General features: G+C 33.0%; 22 protein-coding genes. 5 read left to right on the forward strand and 17 right to left on the reverse strand.

What is annotated here, in order from left to right:
• Positions 1 to 42: 42 nt before the first annotated feature.
• Genes pgi through BM246_RS09360 form a run of 4 tightly spaced genes read right to left on the reverse strand, consistent with a single transcriptional unit; the run spans position 43 to position 4,674 of the window.
• On the reverse strand, positions 43 to 1,662 hold the full coding sequence (gene pgi, locus BM246_RS09345; RefSeq protein ID WP_074937407.1) for a glucose-6-phosphate isomerase: 1,620 nt from the start codon (positions 1,660 to 1,662) through the stop codon (positions 43 to 45).
• Positions 1,663 to 1,669: 7 nt separating this feature from the next.
• A complete protein-coding gene (locus BM246_RS09350; protein ID WP_042497765.1) occupies positions 1,670 to 3,010 on the reverse strand; it encodes a peptidoglycan DD-metalloendopeptidase family protein in 1,341 nt (446 codons plus the stop codon).
• Entirely contained in the window at positions 2,968 to 3,885 is a 918-nt protein-coding gene (locus tag BM246_RS09355) for a tryptophan 2,3-dioxygenase family protein (RefSeq protein ID WP_074937410.1), read from the reverse strand. Before BM246_RS09355 ends, BM246_RS09350 begins: the two co-directional genes overlap by 43 nt.
• 6 nt (positions 3,886 to 3,891) lie before the next feature.
• The gene (locus tag BM246_RS09360) at positions 3,892 to 4,674 is read right to left on the reverse strand and encodes a DUF3108 domain-containing protein (RefSeq protein WP_042503962.1); all 783 of its coding nucleotides are present in this window, start codon (positions 4,672 to 4,674) and stop codon (positions 3,892 to 3,894) included.
• Positions 4,675 to 5,059: 385 nt separating this feature from the next.
• On the opposite strand from BM246_RS09360, the gene BM246_RS09365 reads away from it, so the two are divergent.
• Together BM246_RS09365 and BM246_RS09370 are read left to right on the forward strand one after the other, a co-directional pair.
• Positions 5,060 to 6,553 (forward strand): sensor histidine kinase, encoded by a 1,494-nt coding sequence (locus tag BM246_RS09365; RefSeq protein ID WP_042503964.1) that lies wholly within the window; start codon positions 5,060 to 5,062, stop codon positions 6,551 to 6,553.
• A 41-nt stretch (positions 6,554 to 6,594) separates the two neighbouring features.
• Positions 6,595 to 7,377, forward strand: a complete 783-nt coding sequence (locus BM246_RS09370; protein ID WP_074937413.1) for an enoyl-CoA hydratase/isomerase family protein — start codon at positions 6,595 to 6,597, stop codon at positions 7,375 to 7,377.
• A 158-nt stretch (positions 7,378 to 7,535) separates the two neighbouring features.
• On the opposite strand, the gene BM246_RS09375 is transcribed toward BM246_RS09370, so the two are convergent.
• The 4 genes from BM246_RS09375 to BM246_RS09390 form a co-directional block, all read right to left on the reverse strand.
• Positions 7,536 to 8,147 carry a hypothetical protein gene (locus BM246_RS09375; protein ID WP_052415282.1) on the reverse strand — a complete coding sequence of 204 codons (612 nt, stop codon included), beginning with the start codon at positions 8,145 to 8,147 and terminating at the stop codon, positions 7,536 to 7,538.
• A gap of 409 nt (positions 8,148 to 8,556) precedes the next feature.
• Positions 8,557 to 9,150 (reverse strand): hypothetical protein, encoded by a 594-nt coding sequence (locus BM246_RS09380; protein WP_133967862.1) that lies wholly within the window; start codon positions 9,148 to 9,150, stop codon positions 8,557 to 8,559.
• A gap of 395 nt (positions 9,151 to 9,545) precedes the next feature.
• Positions 9,546 to 10,139: a hypothetical protein gene (locus tag BM246_RS09385; RefSeq protein WP_042497778.1), complete on the reverse strand. Its 594-nt coding sequence runs from the start codon at positions 10,137 to 10,139 to the stop codon at positions 9,546 to 9,548.
• 406 nt (positions 10,140 to 10,545) lie between these two features.
• Complete coding sequence (locus tag BM246_RS09390; protein ID WP_042497781.1) at positions 10,546 to 11,139, reverse strand: hypothetical protein; 594 nt, start codon at positions 11,137 to 11,139, stop codon at positions 10,546 to 10,548.
• A 202-nt stretch (positions 11,140 to 11,341) separates the two neighbouring features.
• On the opposite strand from BM246_RS09390, the gene BM246_RS09395 reads away from it, so the two are divergent.
• Positions 11,342 to 12,214 (forward strand): AraC family transcriptional regulator, encoded by an 873-nt coding sequence (locus BM246_RS09395; RefSeq protein ID WP_042497782.1) that lies wholly within the window; start codon positions 11,342 to 11,344, stop codon positions 12,212 to 12,214.
• A gap of 49 nt (positions 12,215 to 12,263) precedes the next feature.
• On the opposite strand, the gene BM246_RS09400 is transcribed toward BM246_RS09395, so the two are convergent.
• The 7 genes from BM246_RS09400 to BM246_RS09430 form a co-directional block, all read right to left on the reverse strand.
• Positions 12,264 to 13,337 (reverse strand): SGNH/GDSL hydrolase family protein, encoded by a 1,074-nt coding sequence (locus BM246_RS09400; RefSeq protein ID WP_042503968.1) that lies wholly within the window; start codon positions 13,335 to 13,337, stop codon positions 12,264 to 12,266.
• 76 nt (positions 13,338 to 13,413) lie between these two features.
• Positions 13,414 to 14,070, reverse strand: a complete 657-nt coding sequence (locus BM246_RS09405) for an HD domain-containing protein (RefSeq protein ID WP_074937419.1) — start codon at positions 14,068 to 14,070, stop codon at positions 13,414 to 13,416.
• Positions 14,071 to 14,146: 76 nt separating this feature from the next.
• Positions 14,147 to 15,067 (reverse strand): AraC family transcriptional regulator, encoded by a 921-nt coding sequence (locus tag BM246_RS09410; RefSeq protein WP_074937421.1) that lies wholly within the window; start codon positions 15,065 to 15,067, stop codon positions 14,147 to 14,149.
• A gap of 95 nt (positions 15,068 to 15,162) precedes the next feature.
• Complete coding sequence (locus tag BM246_RS09415; RefSeq protein ID WP_042499571.1) at positions 15,163 to 16,161, reverse strand: acyl-ACP desaturase; 999 nt, start codon at positions 16,159 to 16,161, stop codon at positions 15,163 to 15,165.
• Between the two features lie 12 nt (positions 16,162 to 16,173).
• Positions 16,174 to 16,911: a lysophospholipid acyltransferase family protein gene (locus tag BM246_RS09420; RefSeq protein WP_042503971.1), complete on the reverse strand. Its 738-nt coding sequence runs from the start codon at positions 16,909 to 16,911 to the stop codon at positions 16,174 to 16,176.
• A 27-nt stretch (positions 16,912 to 16,938) separates the two neighbouring features.
• The gene (locus BM246_RS09425) at positions 16,939 to 17,334 is read right to left on the reverse strand and encodes a hypothetical protein (RefSeq protein ID WP_074937423.1); all 396 of its coding nucleotides are present in this window, start codon (positions 17,332 to 17,334) and stop codon (positions 16,939 to 16,941) included.
• Positions 17,335 to 17,448: 114 nt separating this feature from the next.
• On the reverse strand, positions 17,449 to 17,859 hold the full coding sequence (locus tag BM246_RS09430; protein WP_042503973.1) for a BrxA/BrxB family bacilliredoxin: 411 nt from the start codon (positions 17,857 to 17,859) through the stop codon (positions 17,449 to 17,451).
• 404 nt (positions 17,860 to 18,263) lie between these two features.
• Here BM246_RS09430 and BM246_RS09435 point away from each other — a divergent pair, with 404 nt between their 5' ends.
• Positions 18,264 to 19,043, forward strand: a complete 780-nt coding sequence (locus BM246_RS09435) for a TerB family tellurite resistance protein (protein ID WP_042499565.1) — start codon at positions 18,264 to 18,266, stop codon at positions 19,041 to 19,043.
• Positions 19,044 to 19,157: 114 nt separating this feature from the next.
• The gene (locus BM246_RS09440) at positions 19,158 to 19,610 is read left to right on the forward strand and encodes a DUF1569 domain-containing protein (protein WP_042503976.1); all 453 of its coding nucleotides are present in this window, start codon (positions 19,158 to 19,160) and stop codon (positions 19,608 to 19,610) included.
• A 63-nt stretch (positions 19,611 to 19,673) separates the two neighbouring features.
• Here BM246_RS09440 and BM246_RS09445 read toward each other — a convergent pair whose 3' ends face one another.
• Positions 19,674 to 19,907 carry a hypothetical protein gene (locus tag BM246_RS09445; protein ID WP_042499561.1) on the reverse strand — a complete coding sequence of 78 codons (234 nt, stop codon included), beginning with the start codon at positions 19,905 to 19,907 and terminating at the stop codon, positions 19,674 to 19,676.
• A 178-nt stretch (positions 19,908 to 20,085) separates the two neighbouring features.
• Positions 20,086 to 21,114, reverse strand: coding sequence for a S66 peptidase family protein (locus BM246_RS09450; RefSeq protein ID WP_231961836.1), 1,029 nt, complete (start codon positions 21,112 to 21,114; stop codon positions 20,086 to 20,088).
• Positions 21,115 to 21,117 lie beyond the last annotated feature (3 nt).

The following is a 21,117-nucleotide window of genomic DNA, read 5'->3' on the forward strand; positions in this document are numbered from 1 at the left end:
ACTAAGGCCTTTTTACGTTTTCTATAAGAATATTCTATCGTTTTACTCAGATTGGTTATAATAATTCAATAAATTTTGAGTTGAAGAGTCATGTTCATTTGTAACGCTTCCGTTAAATTCTTGTAAAATTTTAGATGCTAGCTGTTTCCCTAACTCTACCCCAAATTGATCGTAACTAAAAATGTTCCAAATAATTCCTTGTACAAATATTTTATGTTCGTACATTGCAATAAGTTTCCCTAAACTTTCTGGCGACAATTTATTTATAAAAATAGTGTTCGTTGGCTTATTTCCTTTAAACACTTTAAACGGTGTTATGGCTTCGTTTGTTCCTTCTGCAACAACCTCTGCTTCTGTTTTACCATTTAGCAACGCCTCCGTTTGCGCTAAAAAGTTAGACATTAATTTATCTTGATGATCTTTATTACCATGTAACGACTTAGTAAAACCAATAAAATCTGCCGGTATTAATTTAGTACCTTGATGTATTAATTGAAAAAAGGCGTGTTGCGAGTTGGTTCCAGGTTCACCCCAAATAATAGTACCTGTTTGGTAGTCTATAGCATTTCCGTTTCTATCTACACTTTTCCCGTTGCTTTCCATAATACCTTGTTGTAAATAGGTAGCAAACTGGTTTAAATATTGAGAATATGGAATAACGGCTTCACTTTCTGCCTCAAAGAAATTATTGTACCATATAGTTAATAATGCTAGAACAACAGGAATGTTAGATTCGAAATCTTCATTTTTAAAATGCTCGTCCATTTTGTTAGCTCCTTTTAATAAGCTATCAAAATTATCATAACCCACAGCTAAACTAACAGTTAATCCAACGGCACTCCAAAGAGAGAAACGACCTCCAACCCAATCCCACATTGGGAAAATATTATTAGCATCTATACCAAAACCTTGTACTTTTTCAATATTGGTAGATACGGCAACAAAATGTTTTGCAATAGCATCACTATTTGCAGATTTTAAAAACCAATCTTTTAAAGTATTGGCGTTAGATAATGTTTCTTGTGTTGTAAATGTTTTAGAAACAATTACAAATAAAGTTGTTTCTGGATCTAATTTTTTAATAACCTCATTGACATGATCACCATCTACGTTACTCACAAAATGAGTTGTTAAATGATTTTTATAATACTGAAGAGAATCTACCACCATAGCTGGCCCAAGATCCGAACCTCCAATACCAATATTTACAACATCGGTGAATGCTTTTCCGGTGTAACCTTTTCTTTGTCCGCTTACAACTTCATTTGTAAAACCTTCAATTTTTTGCTTTACTTGATATATTTCTGGCATTACATTAACACCATCAACTTTAAAATCGGCATCTTTAGGTGCTCTTAACGCTGTGTGCAAGACTGCTCTACCTTCTGTTTCGTTTATTATTTCACCAGAGAACTGACTCTTAATGGCATCTTTCAGCTTAACATCATCAGCTAATTCTAATAAATACTTTAACGTTTCTTCAGTAATTCTATTTTTAGAGAAATCTACATAAAAATCGTCCCATTTAATAGTGAACTTATTTGCTCTAGTTTTATCTTCAGCAAATAAATCTTTCATATGAACATCTTTTACTGCTTCAAAATGAGCTTGTAATTTCTTCCAAGATTTAGTTGTTGTGGGGTTTATGTTTGGTAATGCCATAGGATTATTAATTGTTAAATGATATTGCGTTAGTGTTTTGTTTTATAGTTGGTTGATCTAGTTTATCATCTTCAAAAACATCTTCTAAGAAATCAATAGCGTCCAATTTCTTTTTTATAGGTGAAATAAATTCTAGATACTCTATTTTAAGTGAATCGGAAATTCCTTTTGCTTCAGGCAGTTTTTGCTTAAACGGATCGACCTGCTTACCATTTTTCCAAAAACGATAGCAGACGTGTGGCCCACCTGTATTCCCCGTCATACCAACCCAACCAATAACATCACCTTGTTTTACAAATTGCCCCGGTTTTACATTACGACTTTTCATGTGTAGGTATTGCGTTTCGTATGTAGCATTATGGCGTATTTTCACATAATTACCATTACCTCCGCGTTTTTCAGATTTCGTTACCGTACCATTTGCTGTAGCCATAATAGGTGTGCCAATTGGTGCAGCAAAATCAGTCCCCTTATGCGGACGCAATTTAAAACCATAAACCGCAATACGGCGTTTTAAATTATATCGCGATGAAATTCTACTAAATTGAACAGGTGCTTTTAAAAAGGCACGACGTAAATTTTTTGCTTCATCATTAAAATAATCTTTAATACCATTTACAGTGTCTGAAACAAACTCAAAAGCATAAAAAGGCTCGCTATTATGTTCAAAGTATGCTGCTTTTACATCTTGCACACCAGCATAAATAGTATCATCGATATATTTATCGGTATAAATAACCTTAAAGCGATCGCCTTTTTGCAAACGCCTAAAATCTATGGTCCATGCATAAATTTCATCGGCCATTTTATAAGCTAAACGCTGGCTTAACCCTTGTTCTTCTAAAGTTTGTGAAATATTATTAGTAATAATACCTGTTGCTGTTTTTTCAACATACTTTATAGGTTTTCTACTTGTATATGCATGAATAGAATCTTGAAAATTAACCACAATATACTCTTCTACATTTGGTTGGTAAACAAAACATTTTGGTGTTTCTAAAGAGTCTTTAGCACACAAAAGCGTGTAAGGTTTACCCGGGCGCAAGCTTCTAACATTAAAACTATCTTTAGCTTTTTCTACTATATTGTAAATCTCTGGGTAAGTTACATGGTTACGATCTAGAATTTTACCAAAAGTATCACCACTTTTAATAGTATCGCGCTTCACAATAAAATCGTCTAGATTAAACCCGAATTCAAAGTTTTCTTCAGGCATTTCTATTACAGCTAAATCCTGCTCCTCTAAATCACTTTGCTTCGCATCGTCTTTACAGCTTGCAAAAAACACAGCGCATGCTAATAGAATTATATATTTGTTCCCCACTCTTGTATCTCTTTCTCTGTCCATAAATCTGGAAAAAATATTCTTTTTTGATATTTAGGGTGCATGTATTTCACCCATTCACTTCCTCCGGTTGCCTCGGCAGTTTTTCCGTTAATATTTAAATAGTGATTTGCGGTATTATAATGTGCCATAACCCATTTAATATTCACCGTATAATCGTAATGCCTCATGGCATTTATTAAATCTTTATTTTCTTGCGATGCTTTAGGCAATCCTTTAAACTTGCTCCACAAGTTATTATGCTGATAGAATTTTGTAAATCTAATAAACTCGTCCTTATATCGACCTTCAAAATCAGATAATGTGTACGTTTTTTTCCCGGTTTTGTAATCCTTACCAGCAGCTTGCCAATACAGGTGTTCAAAAGCGTTTTCGTAAGATGAGTTTTTATCAAACGTATCTCTAAAACGTTTATCAATTAAGTTGATTAACTCTGTAGATGCAAATTCTATTTTACGGTATTGCGCACTCTGAAAACCACTAGCAGGCGTTAACGTAGTTCTAAACTTATTGTATTGCTCCACATCCATACCATCTTTCATGATACTAAAGGAAGACGTTAACACATCAAAATAACGACTAATACGCATTATTTTAGTGGTAAATGTTTCGGTATCAATGGTATCATTTTTGGCAATTTGATCCATTTCAGAAAGCACCATTTTAAACAACAACTCGTTTACTTGGTGGTACATAATAAAAACCAACTCGTCCGGAAACACAGTACGCTGTACTTGCAAATTTAATAAAGCATCGGTTTGTATATAATCCCAATAATTAATGGGTTTACTATGCAACAAGCCTTCTAAATGCGCATCAACATCTTGGTCAATAGCATCAAACTTAGCTTTAATTTGATCCGTAATTTTAGAGTTCAAAATTTATTAGTTTTTAACAACAACATTAAAAGGGTGTTTAAGCCCTCTAAAAGCGTCTAAATCTGCTCTAAGCGAACCCACAGCCAAATCTGCCTTTATACGCAAAGGTAATTTATTTTTATCTTTCGAAACCCATAGGGTTAAACTTTCTTCCTCTTTAAAAACGCGACCTGCCATAACATAAGGCCTAAATTTTAACGCTTCAACATCTCCAAAATCGGTCTCAATAGTTTCTTCACCTAAATACTGTAATTTAAAACCATAATTTTCTTCATCAAAAAACATATCAATCTTTACCTCGCTACCCACTTTTAAATTTTCGGTATCTAAGTGATTACGCAAATAGTAAAACGTAGACACCATATCCTGAATATTCGGCTTAGTATCAACCACTATTTTTTTATTATGCTTTTTATCGTTAATGTGCGCCTTGTGGTTTTTCTGATCAAAATCTATCTCTAAATCCTTAGTATGCCCACCTTCATCAATATTACGTATAAACTTGTATGGCAAAATAGTCTCTTTATCAAAATAAGTTTCATACCTATCCTTCACCTTAAAGAACCACTTAATCATGCCAGTCGTCCAACCTTTACCAACAACATGGTAAACAGGTTTCCCGTTTAAAACCTCGTCATGCACCGCCAACGTGGCATTACCAGCCTTTAACCAATTGCTATAACTCATCCTAAACTTAAACCATTCGCCATCTTCAAAAGCCGATTCAGTTTGCGAAAACCCAGTTTGCGCAACAAAAACCAACGATAATATAAGTAGTATTTTTTTCATCTCTATGTAGATCATATCATGTAACTTATTAAATGTACAATTATTGTAACAAGCAATAAATTACAATTACTATTCCAAAAATAGAAAAATAATAATTACCGCCCTTATATATTAGAAGCTCTTAACAATAATTTGTTACATAAGCCTACAAATTTCACATATTCACAAAATCTAATAAATCTTTGGGCGTTCCCCGAAAAGGGTCGGGCTTTCCGCAGTCTCTTTTTTGTGTTGCAATAGGTGCAACAACACAAAAAAAGCTCCAACAACGCTACAATCCCTAACGCACGCAACCGTCAAATTCCGTTACAAAAACAACTTTTAAGTTACCTCGTGCATCCTTTGGTGCGATTATTGTTATATTTAGACCACTACAAATGCATTAATGAAAATAAAAAAACCATCACTTCGTACCCGCATATTCCTCTCCATGATTCTCTTGGTTTTACTAGCCTCTGTACTTATTACAGGCATCGCTATTTACCAATACAAAGAAGAAACTAAAGATTACCATACCGAGCGTTTAGAGCGAAAAGAGCTCAACACAAAAACACACATAAAACGCGTACTAAACGGTAGGCAAAACACCTGGGAAGTAAAAACAGAAAACATCCCAATAATATTTAAAGAAGAAATTTATAACATTGCAGACATACACAAACTACAAATAATTCTTTACGATTTAGATGGTGGATTACTCATAGCATCTAGTGCTGGTTTGCAAAAATCGGCCGTAGAAAAATGTTTAAGCGCCGAAGTTTTAAACGCCATATCCAACACGCCAGACCATCGATATGTAGATAAACATATAGAAAATGGACAAACCTTTCAATCCTCTTTTACTTACGTAACCGACAATAAATCGAAACCTATTGCCATTTTAAATATTCCGTATTTAGAAAATGATGATTTTCTAGCTAAAGAACTCGATGAGTTCTTATCTAGAATTATCTACGCTTACCTATTCGTATTACTTATGGCCGTTGGCATTGCTTTTCTATTATCGAAATACATTACTAAATCTCTTAAAAAAATTAGTGATAAAATAAATACCACACGTTTAGAAAAACAGAATAAACGTATTGAAATAAGCGACACCAGCGAAGAAATTTCAACTCTAGTAAACTCTTACAACAGCATGATTGATGAGCTAGAAGAAAGTGCCGTGCAGTTAGCAAAAAGTGAGCGTGAACAAGCTTGGCGAGAAATGGCGAAACAAGTAGCACATGAAATTAAAAATCCATTAACCCCAATGCGATTAACTGTGCAAAGTTTTCAGCGCAAGTTTAACCCAGAAGATGAAAACATCCACTCTAAATTAGATGAATACAGTAAAACTCTTATTCAGCAAATAGATACCATGAGTTCTATTGCCTCGGCATTTTCAAATTTTGCAAAAATGCCAGCACAACAAAATGAAACTTTAAACGTCGTAGAAATTGTAAAACTCGCTTTAGATATTTTTAATGAGCATTACATTTATTTTACAACCGAAAAAGAAGAAATTATTGCCATTTTCGACAGAACGCAACTTATTCGTGTAATTACCAATTTGGTTAAAAATGCTATACAGGCTATGCCAATTAAAGACGATCCAAAAATAAACGTACACGTTGCCACCAATAACAATAATGTTATTTTAACCGTATCCGACAACGGATCTGGTGTTTTAGAGGAAAACAAAAAGAAACTATTCGAGCCAAAATTCACTACAAAAACAAGCGGCATGGGACTTGGTTTAGCCATGGTTAAAAACATTGTAGAAACCTACAATGGCACAATCTCTTTTGAATCTGAACAAGACAGAGGCGCTGTTTTCAAAGTTGTTTTTCCACAAAAAGCAGAACACTCCAAAAACTTTAGAAATAATCTTTCTTAAAAAACGTAAATTAGCAAGAGTTTAAAAACCATAAAAATATTATGAATTTCGAAAACATATTAACCGAAACCAACAACGGTATAACTCAAATCACAATTAATCGCCCAACAAAACTAAACGCGCTTAATAAAGATACCATACAAGAATTACATGAGGCTTTTAAAGCAGCCGATAAAGATAAAAACACCAAAGTAATTATTTTAACTGGTAGCGGAGAAAAAGCATTTGTTGCAGGTGCAGACATTAGCGAGTTTGCTAATTTCTCTGAAGAAAAAGGGGGCAAACTAGCTGCTAAAGGTCAAAAAATACTATTTGATTATGTAGAAAATTTAGGCACTCCAGTTATTGCAGCCGTTAATGGTTTTGCTTTAGGAGGCGGACTAGAGTTAGCCATGGCTTGCCATATTAGGCTTGCTAGCGATAATGCAAAAATGGGATTACCAGAAGTATCTCTTGGCGTTATACCTGGTTATGGAGGCACACAACGTTTACCCCAACTTGTAGGGAAAGGTCGAGCTTTAGAAATGATAATGACTGCCGGAATGATTGATGCTGAAACTGCAAAAAATTACGGCTTAGTAAACCATGTAGTAGCACAAGCCGAACTTATGCCGTTAGCCGAAAAAATGGCAAATAAAATGATGAGAAACTCATCTGTAGCCATCGCAAAAGCTATTAAAGCGGTAAACGCAGGTTTAGAAGAAGGTAAAAATGGTTACAAAACTGAAATTAAACAATTCGGAAAAAGTTTTGGAACAGCAGATTTTAAAGAAGGAACTACTGCTTTTTTACAGAAACGCACTGCTGAATTTCCGGGGGAATAATTCTTCTCGAAATAATTTTCAACTAAAAATATTAAGGATAGCTTTTACCAAAAGAGCTGTCCTTTTTTTATTACACTCATCAACAACTTAATCTATTAGATTTTTTCCAAAAAAAAAGGTGAACCTTACGGCTCACCCTTATCAAGTTGAGTTAGAACTTAATTAATTGTTTTCGTGAAGATTCTACCTTCTGAATGACAAACTATTTCGAATTTACCATCTTTAATATCCTCTAATTTGTAAACTCTTTCAATGATTTTAGAGTTCTCAATTTTTTCTGAATAAACAGATTCAGAGCTTCCATTCACTTCATCAGATTCAAAATAGATATCAATTTCTAAAGGAGCTCCATCTAAAGAAAGCTTAGTTAAATAAAGTAAATCTCCTACAACTCTTGTTACAGGCTTGTAAATTACTTTTTCGCCAGCTTCATCAAAAGTCACGCTGTCAGCTTCAACTGTAAACGGTATTGTGCTAATTTCCACATCTTTATCTACTTCAAATAAATATGCTCCATTTGGCAATTCCGTCAAATCGAAACCTTTTGTATAGCTTCCAGATCTCTGTATGAATTCTTTATATAATACAATGCCATTTTCATCCTTAATAGATAAAAGATTCCCCTTTTTAACATCTGTTAAAGTTAGTGAGGTTTTGTCGGCTTCATTTTTAATTGTAAAAACTGAAACTTCATTCGCGAAACTTAATGTAGTAGCAAAAATTGTTACCATTAAGATTCCTTTTCTAAGGTGTTTAATTACGTTTTTCATGATTTGGTGTTTTTAACGTTCAACATGTCAAAAATACAACCAAACGAGCCAACCCAAAACATTGATTTTGACGTATTTATATACTATTTTAACCGTTATTATTACATCAAGATAATGTTAAATTAATATACCATATATCGAGGTTAAAACCCCATATAAACACCTAATATTGGAGTATTGCAAATACATGTAAATTAAATGGTTTACACTATGGAGCCATTGTGTTTTAATAAAACCATGTACCAAAGTGAACCACAATATAATTGGCAGATATTTAATAAAACTATTAGGCAAAAAAAACCGACTATATAAAGCCGGCGAGCTTTTATAATTAACTCGTTAAGTTTTAAGCAAAAAAAAGTGGGCTACCACGGCCCACTTTATCAACTAAACTAAATTAAGACATTAACTAATTGTTAATGTAACTTGTATACTCATTATTATCTGAGTTAATCACAATTTTATAACTTCCTTTTTCAAGTTTATAAGCTTTTTCGATAGTTTGTAAGTTTTCAAACTTATCCGATTGAAGCAACTCATAAGTTCCATTGTAGTTACCATAGATGCTCACTTTTAAACTTGCATAATCTGGAGCAAGTTTAGAAATTAACACATAACCATCTTTTTCTGTAACAAAAGGCTTAAAAACAGTAACTTCTTCGTCTTTTTTAAAGACAACTTTATTAGACTTTACTGTAAAAGGAATAGTTTTAACTTCTATTTCTTTATCAACTTGAAATACATAATCGCCATCTGGCAAAGCTGTTAAATCAAACCCTTTTCTGTAAGTTCCAGACTCTACAATAAATTCCTTATATAAAGTAACACCGTCCTGATCTTTGATCGATAACAAATTACCTTCCTTAACATTGTAAATTGTTAAAGCTGTTTTTATAAGTCCTTTCTTTAAGGCTGAAGATTTTTCTTTTGCATTACCTACTAATACAGTTAACATAGCTACTGCTAGTAGGATTTTTTTGGAATGTTTAATTACGTTTTTCATAATATTGGTTTTAACAACGTTCAACATGTCAAAAATACAACAGACCAACCAAACACAAAGCATTGATTTTGACTACATTATATGTTATTTTAACCAATATAACTGTATTAAATTAACATGAATTAAAATACTACATATCGAGGTTAAACACGCATATATGCCTCTTTTAAAAATTATAAAACCTTAACCTAATTATGCTTAAAACAAATAATTATTGAGAAGTAAAAGAGGCTGAATTTTTAAAAACTAAAACACACCTCATAAAAAAGAAAACTAAACAGGAAATAAACAAAACCTAGAACACCCTAACTATAATCCAGTTAAATTTAGAGCAAAAAAAAGTGGGCTACCACGGCCCACTTTGTCAACTAAACTAAACTAAATAAGACATTAAACTAATTATTAATGAATTTTATATACTCGTTATTATCCGAGCTCATAACTATTTTGTAGCTACCTTTTTCAAGTTTATAAGCTTTTTCAATAGTTTGTAAATTTTCGTACTTATCAGATTGAAGCAATTGATACTCACCTTTATAGTTAGCATAAATATTCACCTTTAAAGCTCCGTAATTTGGAGAAAGTTTAGAGATAAATACAACTCCATCTTTTTCTCTTACAAATGGTTTAAAAACAGTAACTTCTTCACTCTTTTTAAATACCACTGTGTTAGCTTTTACAGTAAAAGGTATTGTTTTAATTTCAACATCTTTATCTACTTCAAAGAAATAATCACCATTTGGCAAAGCTGTTAAATCGAATCCTTTTTTGTAAGTTCCAGATTCTACAATTAACTCCTTATATAAAGTGATACCGTTCTGATCTTTGATTGATAACAAATTACCTTCCTTTACATTGTTAAGTGTTAAGGCAGTTTTTATAAGTCCTTTCTTTAAGGCTGAAGATTTTTCTTTTGCATTACCTACTAATACAGTTAACATAGCAACCGCTAATAGGATTTTTTTGGAATGTTTAATTACGTTTTTCATAATATTGGTTTTAGTAACGTTCAACAGGTCAAAAATACAACAGACCAACCAAACGCAAAGCATTGATTTTGATGACTTTCTGTGCTATTTTAACCGTTATTATTACATCAACAAAATGTTAATTAAAATAGCATACATTGAGGGTAAAAAAGCACAAAACAGTATATACAAGTATTATGAAATTAATCACTTATTAAGAGAAACTATTTAAATTCAAAATATGCTGAAAATAAAAAAAGACCATTTAGGTCTTAAAAAATATATTGAAGATAATTTTTGCAAAATATAGATTCTCTGGTTTTAATAAGAAGACAACTTGAGATCTAGTAGTTTAAATTTAAAGCAAAAAAAAGTGGGCCACCACAGCCCACTTTACCAACTAAACTAAACTAAATAAGACATTAAACTAATTAATGAATTTTGTATACTCTCTATTATTAGAGTTTATTATTATTTTGTAACTTCCTTTTTCAAGTCTGTATGCTTTTTGAATTAACTGAGAGTTTTCTATTTTATCTGCATGTAGCAATTCTAACTCTCCGTTATAATTCGCATATATTTCAATTTTTGCTTTTGAAAAATCTGGCAAAAACTGAGAGATATAAATAGCATCATTTTCTTGTCTAACAAATGGTTTATAAATAGTAACCTCAGCGTCTCTATTAAAAACAACCTTATTATTACTAACTGTAAAAGGAATCATTTCTACTTCAAGATCTTTATCAACTTCAAAAATATAATTTCCGTTTGATAAAGCCGTTAAGTCAAATCCTTTTCTGTAAACTCCAGACTCTTCAATGAACTCTTTATATAATGTTATGCCGTTTACATCTTTAATAGATAATAAATTTCCAGCTTTTACATTATTAATAGTTAGCGCCGTTTTAACTAAATCCTTATCTACAAGCATATTATTACTTGCACTAGCATTACTTAAAAGCGTTGTGCAAAACACAGCTGATAAGATAATTTTTTTCGATATGGTAATAGCGTTTTTCATGATTTGGGCGTTCATTCTAACTAACGGTACAAAGATACATGGGTAATACGCTTAAGAAAACATCAATTTTGACCTATTTGTGTGCTAAATTATCTGTTAATACTGTGTTAACAGTGGGTTAAGTTAATTTAACACATATTAAAGGTAATTAAATATACAATGTATGCATAATATGTCGTAATTTTGCAGCAAATATTCCCCTATGATTATTAAAAAACCTACCTTAGAAAAAATTAGCCCAAGTTTCGGGAGCTCTATATTAGTTAGGCAACACGGTGAAAAAGCTGATAAAAACAATGCTTTTTGGCACTTTCACCCTGAATTAGAACTTGTGTATGTAAACAAGGGACAAGGAAAAACACATATTGGTAATCACCTATCTTACTTTAATAATAGTCAACTTATATTAATTGGTGCTAATTTACCACACAATGGGTTTACCGATAGACTTACAGCCAACGGAACTGAAACTACAGTGCAGTTTGCTTCTAATTTTTTAGGTGACGATTTTTTAACAGTGCCCGAAATGGCAAATATTGTTGCTTTATTTGAACGTGCTAAAAAAGGTATCCGTTTTCAAATAGATACTAAAAAGAAAATTGGACTTAAAATTGAAAAACTTTTAGAGCATGACGGTTTAAAGCGCATGATTAAGTTTTTAGAAATTTTAAACCACTTATCTAAGACAGATGATTATACCTTGTTAAATGCCGACGGAATTGCCTTAGAAACCAATCCGCAGGACAGTAATAAGATTAATACTATATATAAGTATATCAATGCCAATTTTAATGAGCATATCGCTTTAGATGATATTGCAAATGAAGTAAGCATGACGGTTCCTGCTTTTTGTCGTTACTTTAAAAAAACTACAGGAAAAACATTTACCCAGCTAGTAAATGAATATAGAGTTGTACACGCTACTAAGCTTTTAAACGAAAGCCAAATGAGTATTGCTGATGTTTGTTTTGAGTGCGGATTTAATAACTTCTCGCATTTTAATAAGCAGTTTAATGAAATTACCGGAAAGAGTGCTTCACAATACCGAAAGGAAATTAAGCATATTATTCAGTAGAAAAATAGGCAAATCTTTTATTATTAAGAATGAATAATTATCACTTCTATTAACGTAGATTATGATGCAATTTAGTAGACACGTTTTCCCCAATGGCCCTATCATCGTTTAATGGGTCACCTACAGACGTTAAATCTTCAATATTTTCAACCATTACTTTATCTAATAAAATACCATGTCCAACATCGTTAACATGCGTGCCATCCCCACTATTTAAATTAGATAAAATAGTCCCATCGTTTTCTGCGATATCCGTCCAGAAATCAAGAGCCTTATCCGTGTAAGTGTTTAGAATAGCATCTCGAACATCTATTTGAGTTTGAACATCCGCCAGTTCAGAAAAGTATCTAGGTTGCGTTGTAGTTATCCAAATAGGAACAGAACTATTTGTTGCTTCGGAATTAATCTCTGCAAAATTAGTTAGCTGTGTCGAAGTTGAATACCCATTATAAGTATCATTAGATGGTAAATTCAGAATAATTGCAATAGGATTATATGATAATGCCTTTGTAATATTTCTATCTGTTTTAATAGTTACTCCAGGAGGTAATACTGTAGAAGATTCAGTTGGTAACAAATCGTAAGTTGTAAGCCCTCCTAAACCCAAATTAACAACATTTAGCATTGTATTCTTTTGAAACAAAGCCTCATTATATTTATACACCCACGAGTTTTCTATTGTAGACGCTCCTAACCCTTCCGCAGTAGAAGATCCGATAACAACAATATTACAGGTTGAATCATCATCTGAAATTTCGAAGACACTATCACTAGCATCTGTTAAAGTTCCCGATGTAACACGCACTAAACCAGCTTTAGACACATCGTTAGGTACGCTCCAGGCGTAACTACTAGTTACATTTGACACAGTTGCTATATTAGTCCATGTACTTCCATCATCAATTGAATATTCTAAAGTAACATCGTTACTCAAATTATTGCTTTCCCAAGAAATACTCGGTATTTTTCCTACTTGCCAAAACTCACCACCGTTAGGAGAAGTTAGAGTTAAATCCGAAAACGTAGAAGGATTTACGAAATCCTTTAATACAGATTCAGTTTGAGAGTATGCCTTTGGATTAAAACACAAGACAAGTATTATAAAATATAAATAACTTTTCATAAGAGAACACATTACACCCTACAAACATTAAAAGTCATACAGATTAAAGTATAAAAAGCAATATTAGCAAGTTAACTTACAAAACACCTTCCCATTCTTTATCAAACTGATTTAAAAACTGAAGCATAAACTCATGTCTTTCTCCAGCAACCAATTCTCCTGTTTCTGTATTCATTCTATCTTTTAAAAGCAATAACTTTTCGTAGAAATGATTTATTGTTGGAGCAGTCGATTTTTTATATGCTTCCTTACTCATATTTAGATCTGGTTTTATTTCCGGATCGTAAAGTGCTCTATTTTTAAAACCACCATAATTAAAGCAACGTGCAATACCAATAGCTCCAATAGCATCTAAACGATCGGCATCTTGCACCACATTTAATTCTGGAGAAGTAAACTTCTGCTCTATATTTCCGCCTTTAAACGATATGTTTTCGATAATATTAACCACATGCTGAATTGTTTCGTTATCAACATTTAACCTCGATAGAAAATCACGAGCTACTTTTGGCCCCACAGTTTCATCTCCATTATGAAATTTACTATCTGCAATGTCATGAAGCAAAGCACCAAGAGCAACAACAAACCCATTTACTTTTTCCGTTTTCGAAATTAAAAGCGCATTTTTATAAACTCGTTCTATATGAAACCAATCGTGGCCTCCCTCGGCTCCTTCAAGTTTTTCTTTTACAAAAACAATTGTTTTATTTATGATGTTTTCTTGATTTGTCATGGTATAAAAATAGAAAGATTATCAAGTAAATAATATTCCTTTTTAAAAGAATTTAGTTTTTATATATTTTAACAACCTACATTACCGGAATATAAAAATCTACAATAGCTTTACCTTCTGGATGTTCTCGCATATCGTTTTGATATATTTCAAAAGGCGTACTATCTGCTTTTGCATAGCCATTATCGTGCATCCAAATAAAGAGACCGCTCCACGATTTTTCAAAATCTTGAGGAGTGATTTCAAATCGGCCAACAATATACTTCCCTGCTTTGGTAGATAAATTATGAATATCGCCTTCAACTAAAACGGGTTCTTTTGTTAACACCGAAATACTCATACGTACTTTATTAGCATCTGTAATTTTAAAACTATCATGAAAAACTCTAGCTAATCTCGTTTCAGAATTTTGCATTAACCCCTTAGAAATAGCCCATTTTATAATCCTTTCAAAAGCTTTATCAATATTTTCAACGCCAATATGCGTTAGGCTTGCAAAATGTAATTCGGGTATTTGTTTTACTTCAATGTTTGCATTCATTTCAATCCAATTTAAATGATTATTAATATTGCAAAAATAGCTTTCGAGCATAAAATTCTCTTGTCCAATCTTGCTTTCAACTATACCAATCTTGCTAAATTTATACGGATGTTGATTTTTAAATTCAGAAGGACTAAGGTTGTAAAATTTCTTAAAAGCTCGCGTAAAAGCAGAGTTTGTACTAAAACCAACATGCAAAGCAATTTCTGTAATGGTAAATTCTTTTTTATGAATTAACATAGCAGCAGCACGCTCTAGACGTTTTCTACCAATATAACTATTTAAAGTTTCGCCAATAATACTTTTAAAAATACGATGAAAATGAAAGGGAGAAAACAAAGCTATTTCCGAAACGCTTTCTAAGGATAACACATTGGAGTCTAAATGTGCATCAATAAAAGATAGCGCTAAGTTTACACGCTTTATATAATCTTTATCCTGGTTAAATAATGTCATAGATATAAAAAACCCCTAAAAAACGGAATTCATTTTTTAGAGGTTCATAGAATTTTATTAGTTTTTATTCGGTCTAAATATTTAACCTAAATAAACTATTTAATAATAGCCGGTTGCACCCATTTAAACTCAAAAGAGTTTTCTGGAACTTTCATACGCTCGGCAACACGCGTCATTCTAGACGGAAGTTTCATGAGGTAATCTCTAGCTTTTTCAGCTTCATCATTCAGGTTGGTTATTTTATCAATCTCCCAACGCTTGGTTAATTTCTCTAAAATATCAATATAATCCATAGAAGTATAAACCCCAATACGTTGTGCTGTATTAGAAAACTCTTCGAATGCCGAACCAATTTTACCGCCAGTTTCACGTAAAAAGTGAGCAGGCATGGTAATTTTTTGTTTCATCATGTAATGGAAAGCCATCATCATTTGGTTTGGATCCACTTCAAAAATACGCTCTACAAACTCCGAGTACGCATGGTGGTGTCTCATTTCATCACCAGCAATAATCTTACACATTTTAGCTAAACGCTTGTTACCAAAATCTTTTGCAATTTTAGCCACACGGTTGTGAGATACGTAAGTTGCTAACTCTTGGAAACTTGTGTAAACAAAGTTTTTATAAGGATCTCTATCAGTTCCAATATCAAACCCATCAGCAATTAAATGCTGCGTAGTTACTTCTATTTCGCGCATATTTACACGACCAGAAAGATAAAGATATTTGTTAAGCACATCACCATGGCGGTTTTCTTCACCTGTCCATTGGCTTACCCATTTAGACCAACCATTTTTACCATTAACTTGGTCTACGCCTTCTACATCCATTAACCAAGACTCGTAAGTTGGCAGTGCTTCTTCAGTAATCATATCACCAACTAAAACCACCCAGAAATCGTAAGGCAACTCTTTGGCTAACTCTCTAATTTCTTTTACCTCTTCAAAAAATTCTTCATCATTACCTTCTGTATTTGGTAAAAAGTCGGTAGGTTGCCATATTTTTTCAATCGGAATTAAATATTTCTGAACCAAGGCATCAATATCCTTCTCCAAAAAGTTCATTACTTCAATTCGTTTGTTTTTTAACGCCATCGGAATGTGTTTTTAATTTTTTATATGTTCTACAATAGTGGTTTCCACACTATTTATCAAATCTTGTCTATTAGCAAAGGTACTAACTTTTATAGGCTTATGCACGGTAAATTTTATGTGAGTGCCCAAACCCATTGGGAATTTGCCATAACGCAATGTTTTCCAAGAGTTATTTATGGTAATAGGGACAACTAATGCAGATGGTATTTTTTTAAGTAAAATTTCCAATCCTTTTGTTTGAAAAGGCTTTGGTTTACCATCTACACTACGCGTGCCTTCCGGAAAAATTACCGCGGCACGTTTAGTTTCTTCTATATACTCACCAAACTTCATAATAGCCGGTAAAGATTGTCTTGGATTTTTACGATCTATTAAACAAGAGCCACCGTGTCGCAAGTTGTAAGATACACTTGGTATGCCTTTTCCTAATTCAATTTTACTAATAAATTTAGGATGATGTTTACGCATATACCACATAAGTGGTGATATATCGTACATACTTTGGTGATTAGAAACAATAATTATGGGTTGATCGGTAGGAATATCGTGTGGGTTATCAAAAGTAAAACGTGTACCCAAAATATTTAAGCAGCGCATTAAAAAAAACTGCAAGGCATCCACACTTTTTTTAAGCGCTTGATACCCAAAAACCCTATAGCAAAATGCTTGAATAGGGTGAAATATAACAATGGTTAATAAAAACGCAAAGGCATATATAATAGTTAGCGGATAAGATATCAGTTTTACCATGCCTCAAAAATAAGTAAAAACTTAGTCTTAAAAAACAGGCACACACTTGTTATTTTCGCAAATTATGTCGCTTGGTGGATTTGGCACAGAACAATCTGATAAAATATTCCATTTTGTATTAAATTCAGCTTCAACCCGATTATAGTTTTCTACCAAAGTCTTTAAGTTTTCTAAGTTAATAGAAGTAGAATAAACCAAGTACCCTTGCGGTCCGCCACAGGCTTTACTACCATAAGCCATAAACTCGCAACTGTGAGTACCATCACAAACAGATGCATAAATAATTTCATCAATTTCAATCTTTAACTGAGCGAGTTCTAATCGATCAATCTCTATATCGCCATAATCATCTTCCTCACACTGAAAAGCCATAAACAGCATACTAAACAAAAATAAGCTTGGCAGTAAAATAGATTTCCGCATAAAACAGTTTTTATTTTATAGATGCAGAACACAAGAAATGGTTGCGTAAAAATGCAAAAAACCACGATAAATCGTGGTTTTTATATAAATTAAATCAAGTTTTTATAAACTCGACTAGCAATTTGCATTGTAAGCATCAACAAGGTTTTCAGCAATTAATTCTGCTGGACGACCTTCAATGTGGTGACGCTCTAACATGTGTACTAATTCGCCATCTTTAAACAAAGCCATACAAGGTGAACTTGGAGGAAACGGAACCATAAATCCACGAGCCGCATCAACAGCCTCCTTATCAACACCTGCAAAAACCGTAGTAATATGGTCTGGACGTTTTGCGTTTTGCAAACTCATTCTCGCACCTGGACGCGCATTAGCTGCTGCACAACCACAAACCGAATTTACAACTACAAGTGTAGTTCCCGGTTTTGCAATAGCCGCCTCAACCGCCTCGGCAGTGTGTAATTCTTCAAAACCAACGTTGGTTAAATCCTCACGCATAGGTTTTACTAATTCTGCTGGATACATATCTTTTAAATTTTTATGTTTTATAATTAATCTCTGTTACAAAGTTAGTCAAAAATCATGCGATTTAAGACAACTGTCATGTTTAAGTCGTTCATAACCACCAAAACCTGACAAATTTACGTGTAATTCTTTGGGCGTTTCCCTACGGGTCAGGCTATCCGCTATATCTTTTTTGTTCAAACCAAGTTTCATACTTCATATTAAACCTAAGCTCACAAGTAAAGTTCGAGCTAAAATTAAACCATAGGCAAATCACAAAAAAGGATGCCGCTACTATCCTTAACGCACATATCCGCCAAAATAAATCATAAGTTAAAAGCATCACAAATTCGCCAATGTTGTAACAAAACCCATAAAAATTCAACTAACAATAGTATATTTGAACCATAAAAAACAAACAGTACATGAGTTTTACAAAATGGATAGGCGCCTCTTTAGGTTGGTCGTTTGGCGGACCAATAGGTGCCATAATAGGCTTAGCATTAGGTAGCGTTATAGACGCCATGTCCGACGGAAAAGGAAGTCCTTTTTTAAACCAAGGACAACCTCAACAAGGCCAAAGAACCACATATAGCACACGCACACAACAACGCCCACAAACACAATCGGGAGATTTTGAGGTAAGCTTACTTATTCTAGCTTCTATTGTTATAAAAGCCGATGGTAAACAAGACCAACGCGAACTAGATTACGTACGTCAACAATTTGTAAATATGTACGGCAAGGAGCGTGCAAATACTGCTTTTGCCCTTTTTAAAAACATAAACAAACAAAACAATATTTCTACACGCCAAGTTTGTTTGCAAATTAAACAAATGATGGATCACCCATCCCGTTTACAACTTATGCACTTTCTTTTTGGTATAGCCAAAGCCGATGGTGTTGTAACTGAAGACGAGGTAAAACAAATTTATACCATAGCTGGCTATTTAGGCATAAGCTCTCGAGATTACGAAAGTATAAAAGCCATGTTTTACGATAGTAGTGACAACGCTTATAAGGTTTTGGAAATCACTAAAAGTGCTAGTGTAGACGAAATTAAAAAAGCCTACCGTACTATGGCTAAAAAATATCATCCAGATAAAGTTATTCATCTAGGAAAAGAACACCAACAAGGTGCCGAAGAAAAATTTAGACAAGTACAAGCTGCTTACGAGCAAATACAAAAGGAACGCAGATTTTAATTAAGCAGATTAAGCGCTACTTTAAAAAAAGCATTTTTCACCTCAAAAATAATTGGTAATAAGAACTTTAAGTAATAAATTTAGTGCACAACACTACATTAATCCTTCTTTCTTATGAAAAACATGTTCAATTCCAAAGACACACAAGCTGTTGTTGAAAGAATTAAAAACTTAGACAATCAAGCCCAACCGCTTTGGGGCAAAATGAGCGTAGACCAAATGTTAGCGCATTGCAACGTAACTTACGAAATGGTTTATGACAATAAGCACCCAAAACCAAACGCTTTTAAACGTTGGATGCTAAAAACCATTGTAAAACCTATAGTTGTAGGCGACAAACCTTATAAAAAGAATAGTCGTACCGCTCCAGAATTTGTAATTACCGATACCAAAAACTTTGATTTAGAAAAAAGCAGACTCGTTGATTTTATTAACAGAACGCAACAGTTAGGCGCAAATCATTTCGAAAATAAAGCATCGCATTCCTTTGGCAACCTAAATAATAAAGAATGGAATACCATGTTTTACAAACACTTAGACCATCACTTAAATCAATTTGGGGTTTAAACCCATAAAAAAAAGCCAACTATTAAATAGTTGGCTTTTTAATTTTAATAATATCAATAAGTATTATTTATCGATATAAGTTTTAGTTTCAGTTCCTTTTCCAAAAACCATAACTAATTTATCTTGTTCATCTGTATAAACAGCTTCTAGTTTCCATCCTTCACTTTCAGATGCTTCAATTAAGCACTTACGCACATCAGGATTAAAAAGGTTTAAATTTGTTTTTACTGTATCTGCATTAATATTAACAGAAAATAAAAGCATTGCTGCTACGCTTAATAATTGTAATTTTTTCATTGAGAGAAATTTGTTGGTTAAACATAAAAATTATGTCTGCAAAACTACAATGTATCACACAATTACAACAAAATATTAGTTAACTGTACTTTATTAACGTCAAACTAAATCATGTAACTAAAAACGAAAAACGGGCACTATTATTCGCAATAAAAAACCTTGATAAACTAGAGTGATTTTACTTAAAAACTATAGTAGATTTTTCCTTAGAAACGTTCAAATCAATTGTTCGCCCTAAAATTAAAGCACGATTATCTTTTTCATGTCCTGCAGGCACATTAAAAGCTATTGGAAAATTATAATCTGAAAGGGCATCTATAAACAATTGCTCTATAGAAGTTCCCCAAGGTGTGGTATTTTTTCTAACTCGGCTAATACCGCCAATAATAACACCTTTACAGTTATCAAAATATCCTGCACGTTTTAAACTTTGTAACATGCGATCTATATGGTATTTGTACTCACCTACTTCTTCTATAAAAAGAATTTTCCCATTGGTATCAATACTTGTTTTAGAACCTAACATGGTATGTAATAAAGTTAAATTACCACCAACTAAAGGTGCCGAAACAGAACCTGCTCGGTTATAAGCTGAACTTTCGAGCGTATAACTTAATGGCTTCCCAAAAATAGCTGCCTTAAAAGTCGCTATAGGTTTCTCTATAGTACTCAAATCATTAGGCAAGCTAACACACATAATACCGTGTATACTTTCTATGCCTTCATTGTTAAATTGATTGTGCAACGCCGTAATATCACTATAGCCTATTAACCATTTTGGATGTTGCTTAAATTTAGTATAATCTAGCTTATCCAAAATTCTAACCGTACCATAACCACCTCTAGCACACCAAATAGCACTAACGGTTGGGTTATCTAAAGCGCTTTGAAAATCGGCACAACGCTCATCATCGGTACCAGCAAAATGATCGGCTTGACTAAATACATGCTCGCCAACAATAGTATGCAAGCCCCAACTTTTAAGTAAAGCTTTAGCAGCTTCTATTTCTTTAAATCCGTTTTTTATAACACCAGATGGTGCAACAATAGCAACCGTATCGCCTGCTTTTAAATATGGAGGTTGTATCAATTTAGTAGAGTTTTTTAATGTTGTTTCTTGTGCCAATAGTGTTGTTTTTCCGAAGAAAAAAAAGGAACAAAATAAAATTGTAATAAATGTAATTCGTGTCATAATGTAAATGTACATTTT

It is taken from the genome of Algibacter lectus (assembly GCF_900112395.1).
Lineage (GTDB): Bacteria > Bacteroidota > Bacteroidia > Flavobacteriales > Flavobacteriaceae > Algibacter > Algibacter lectus.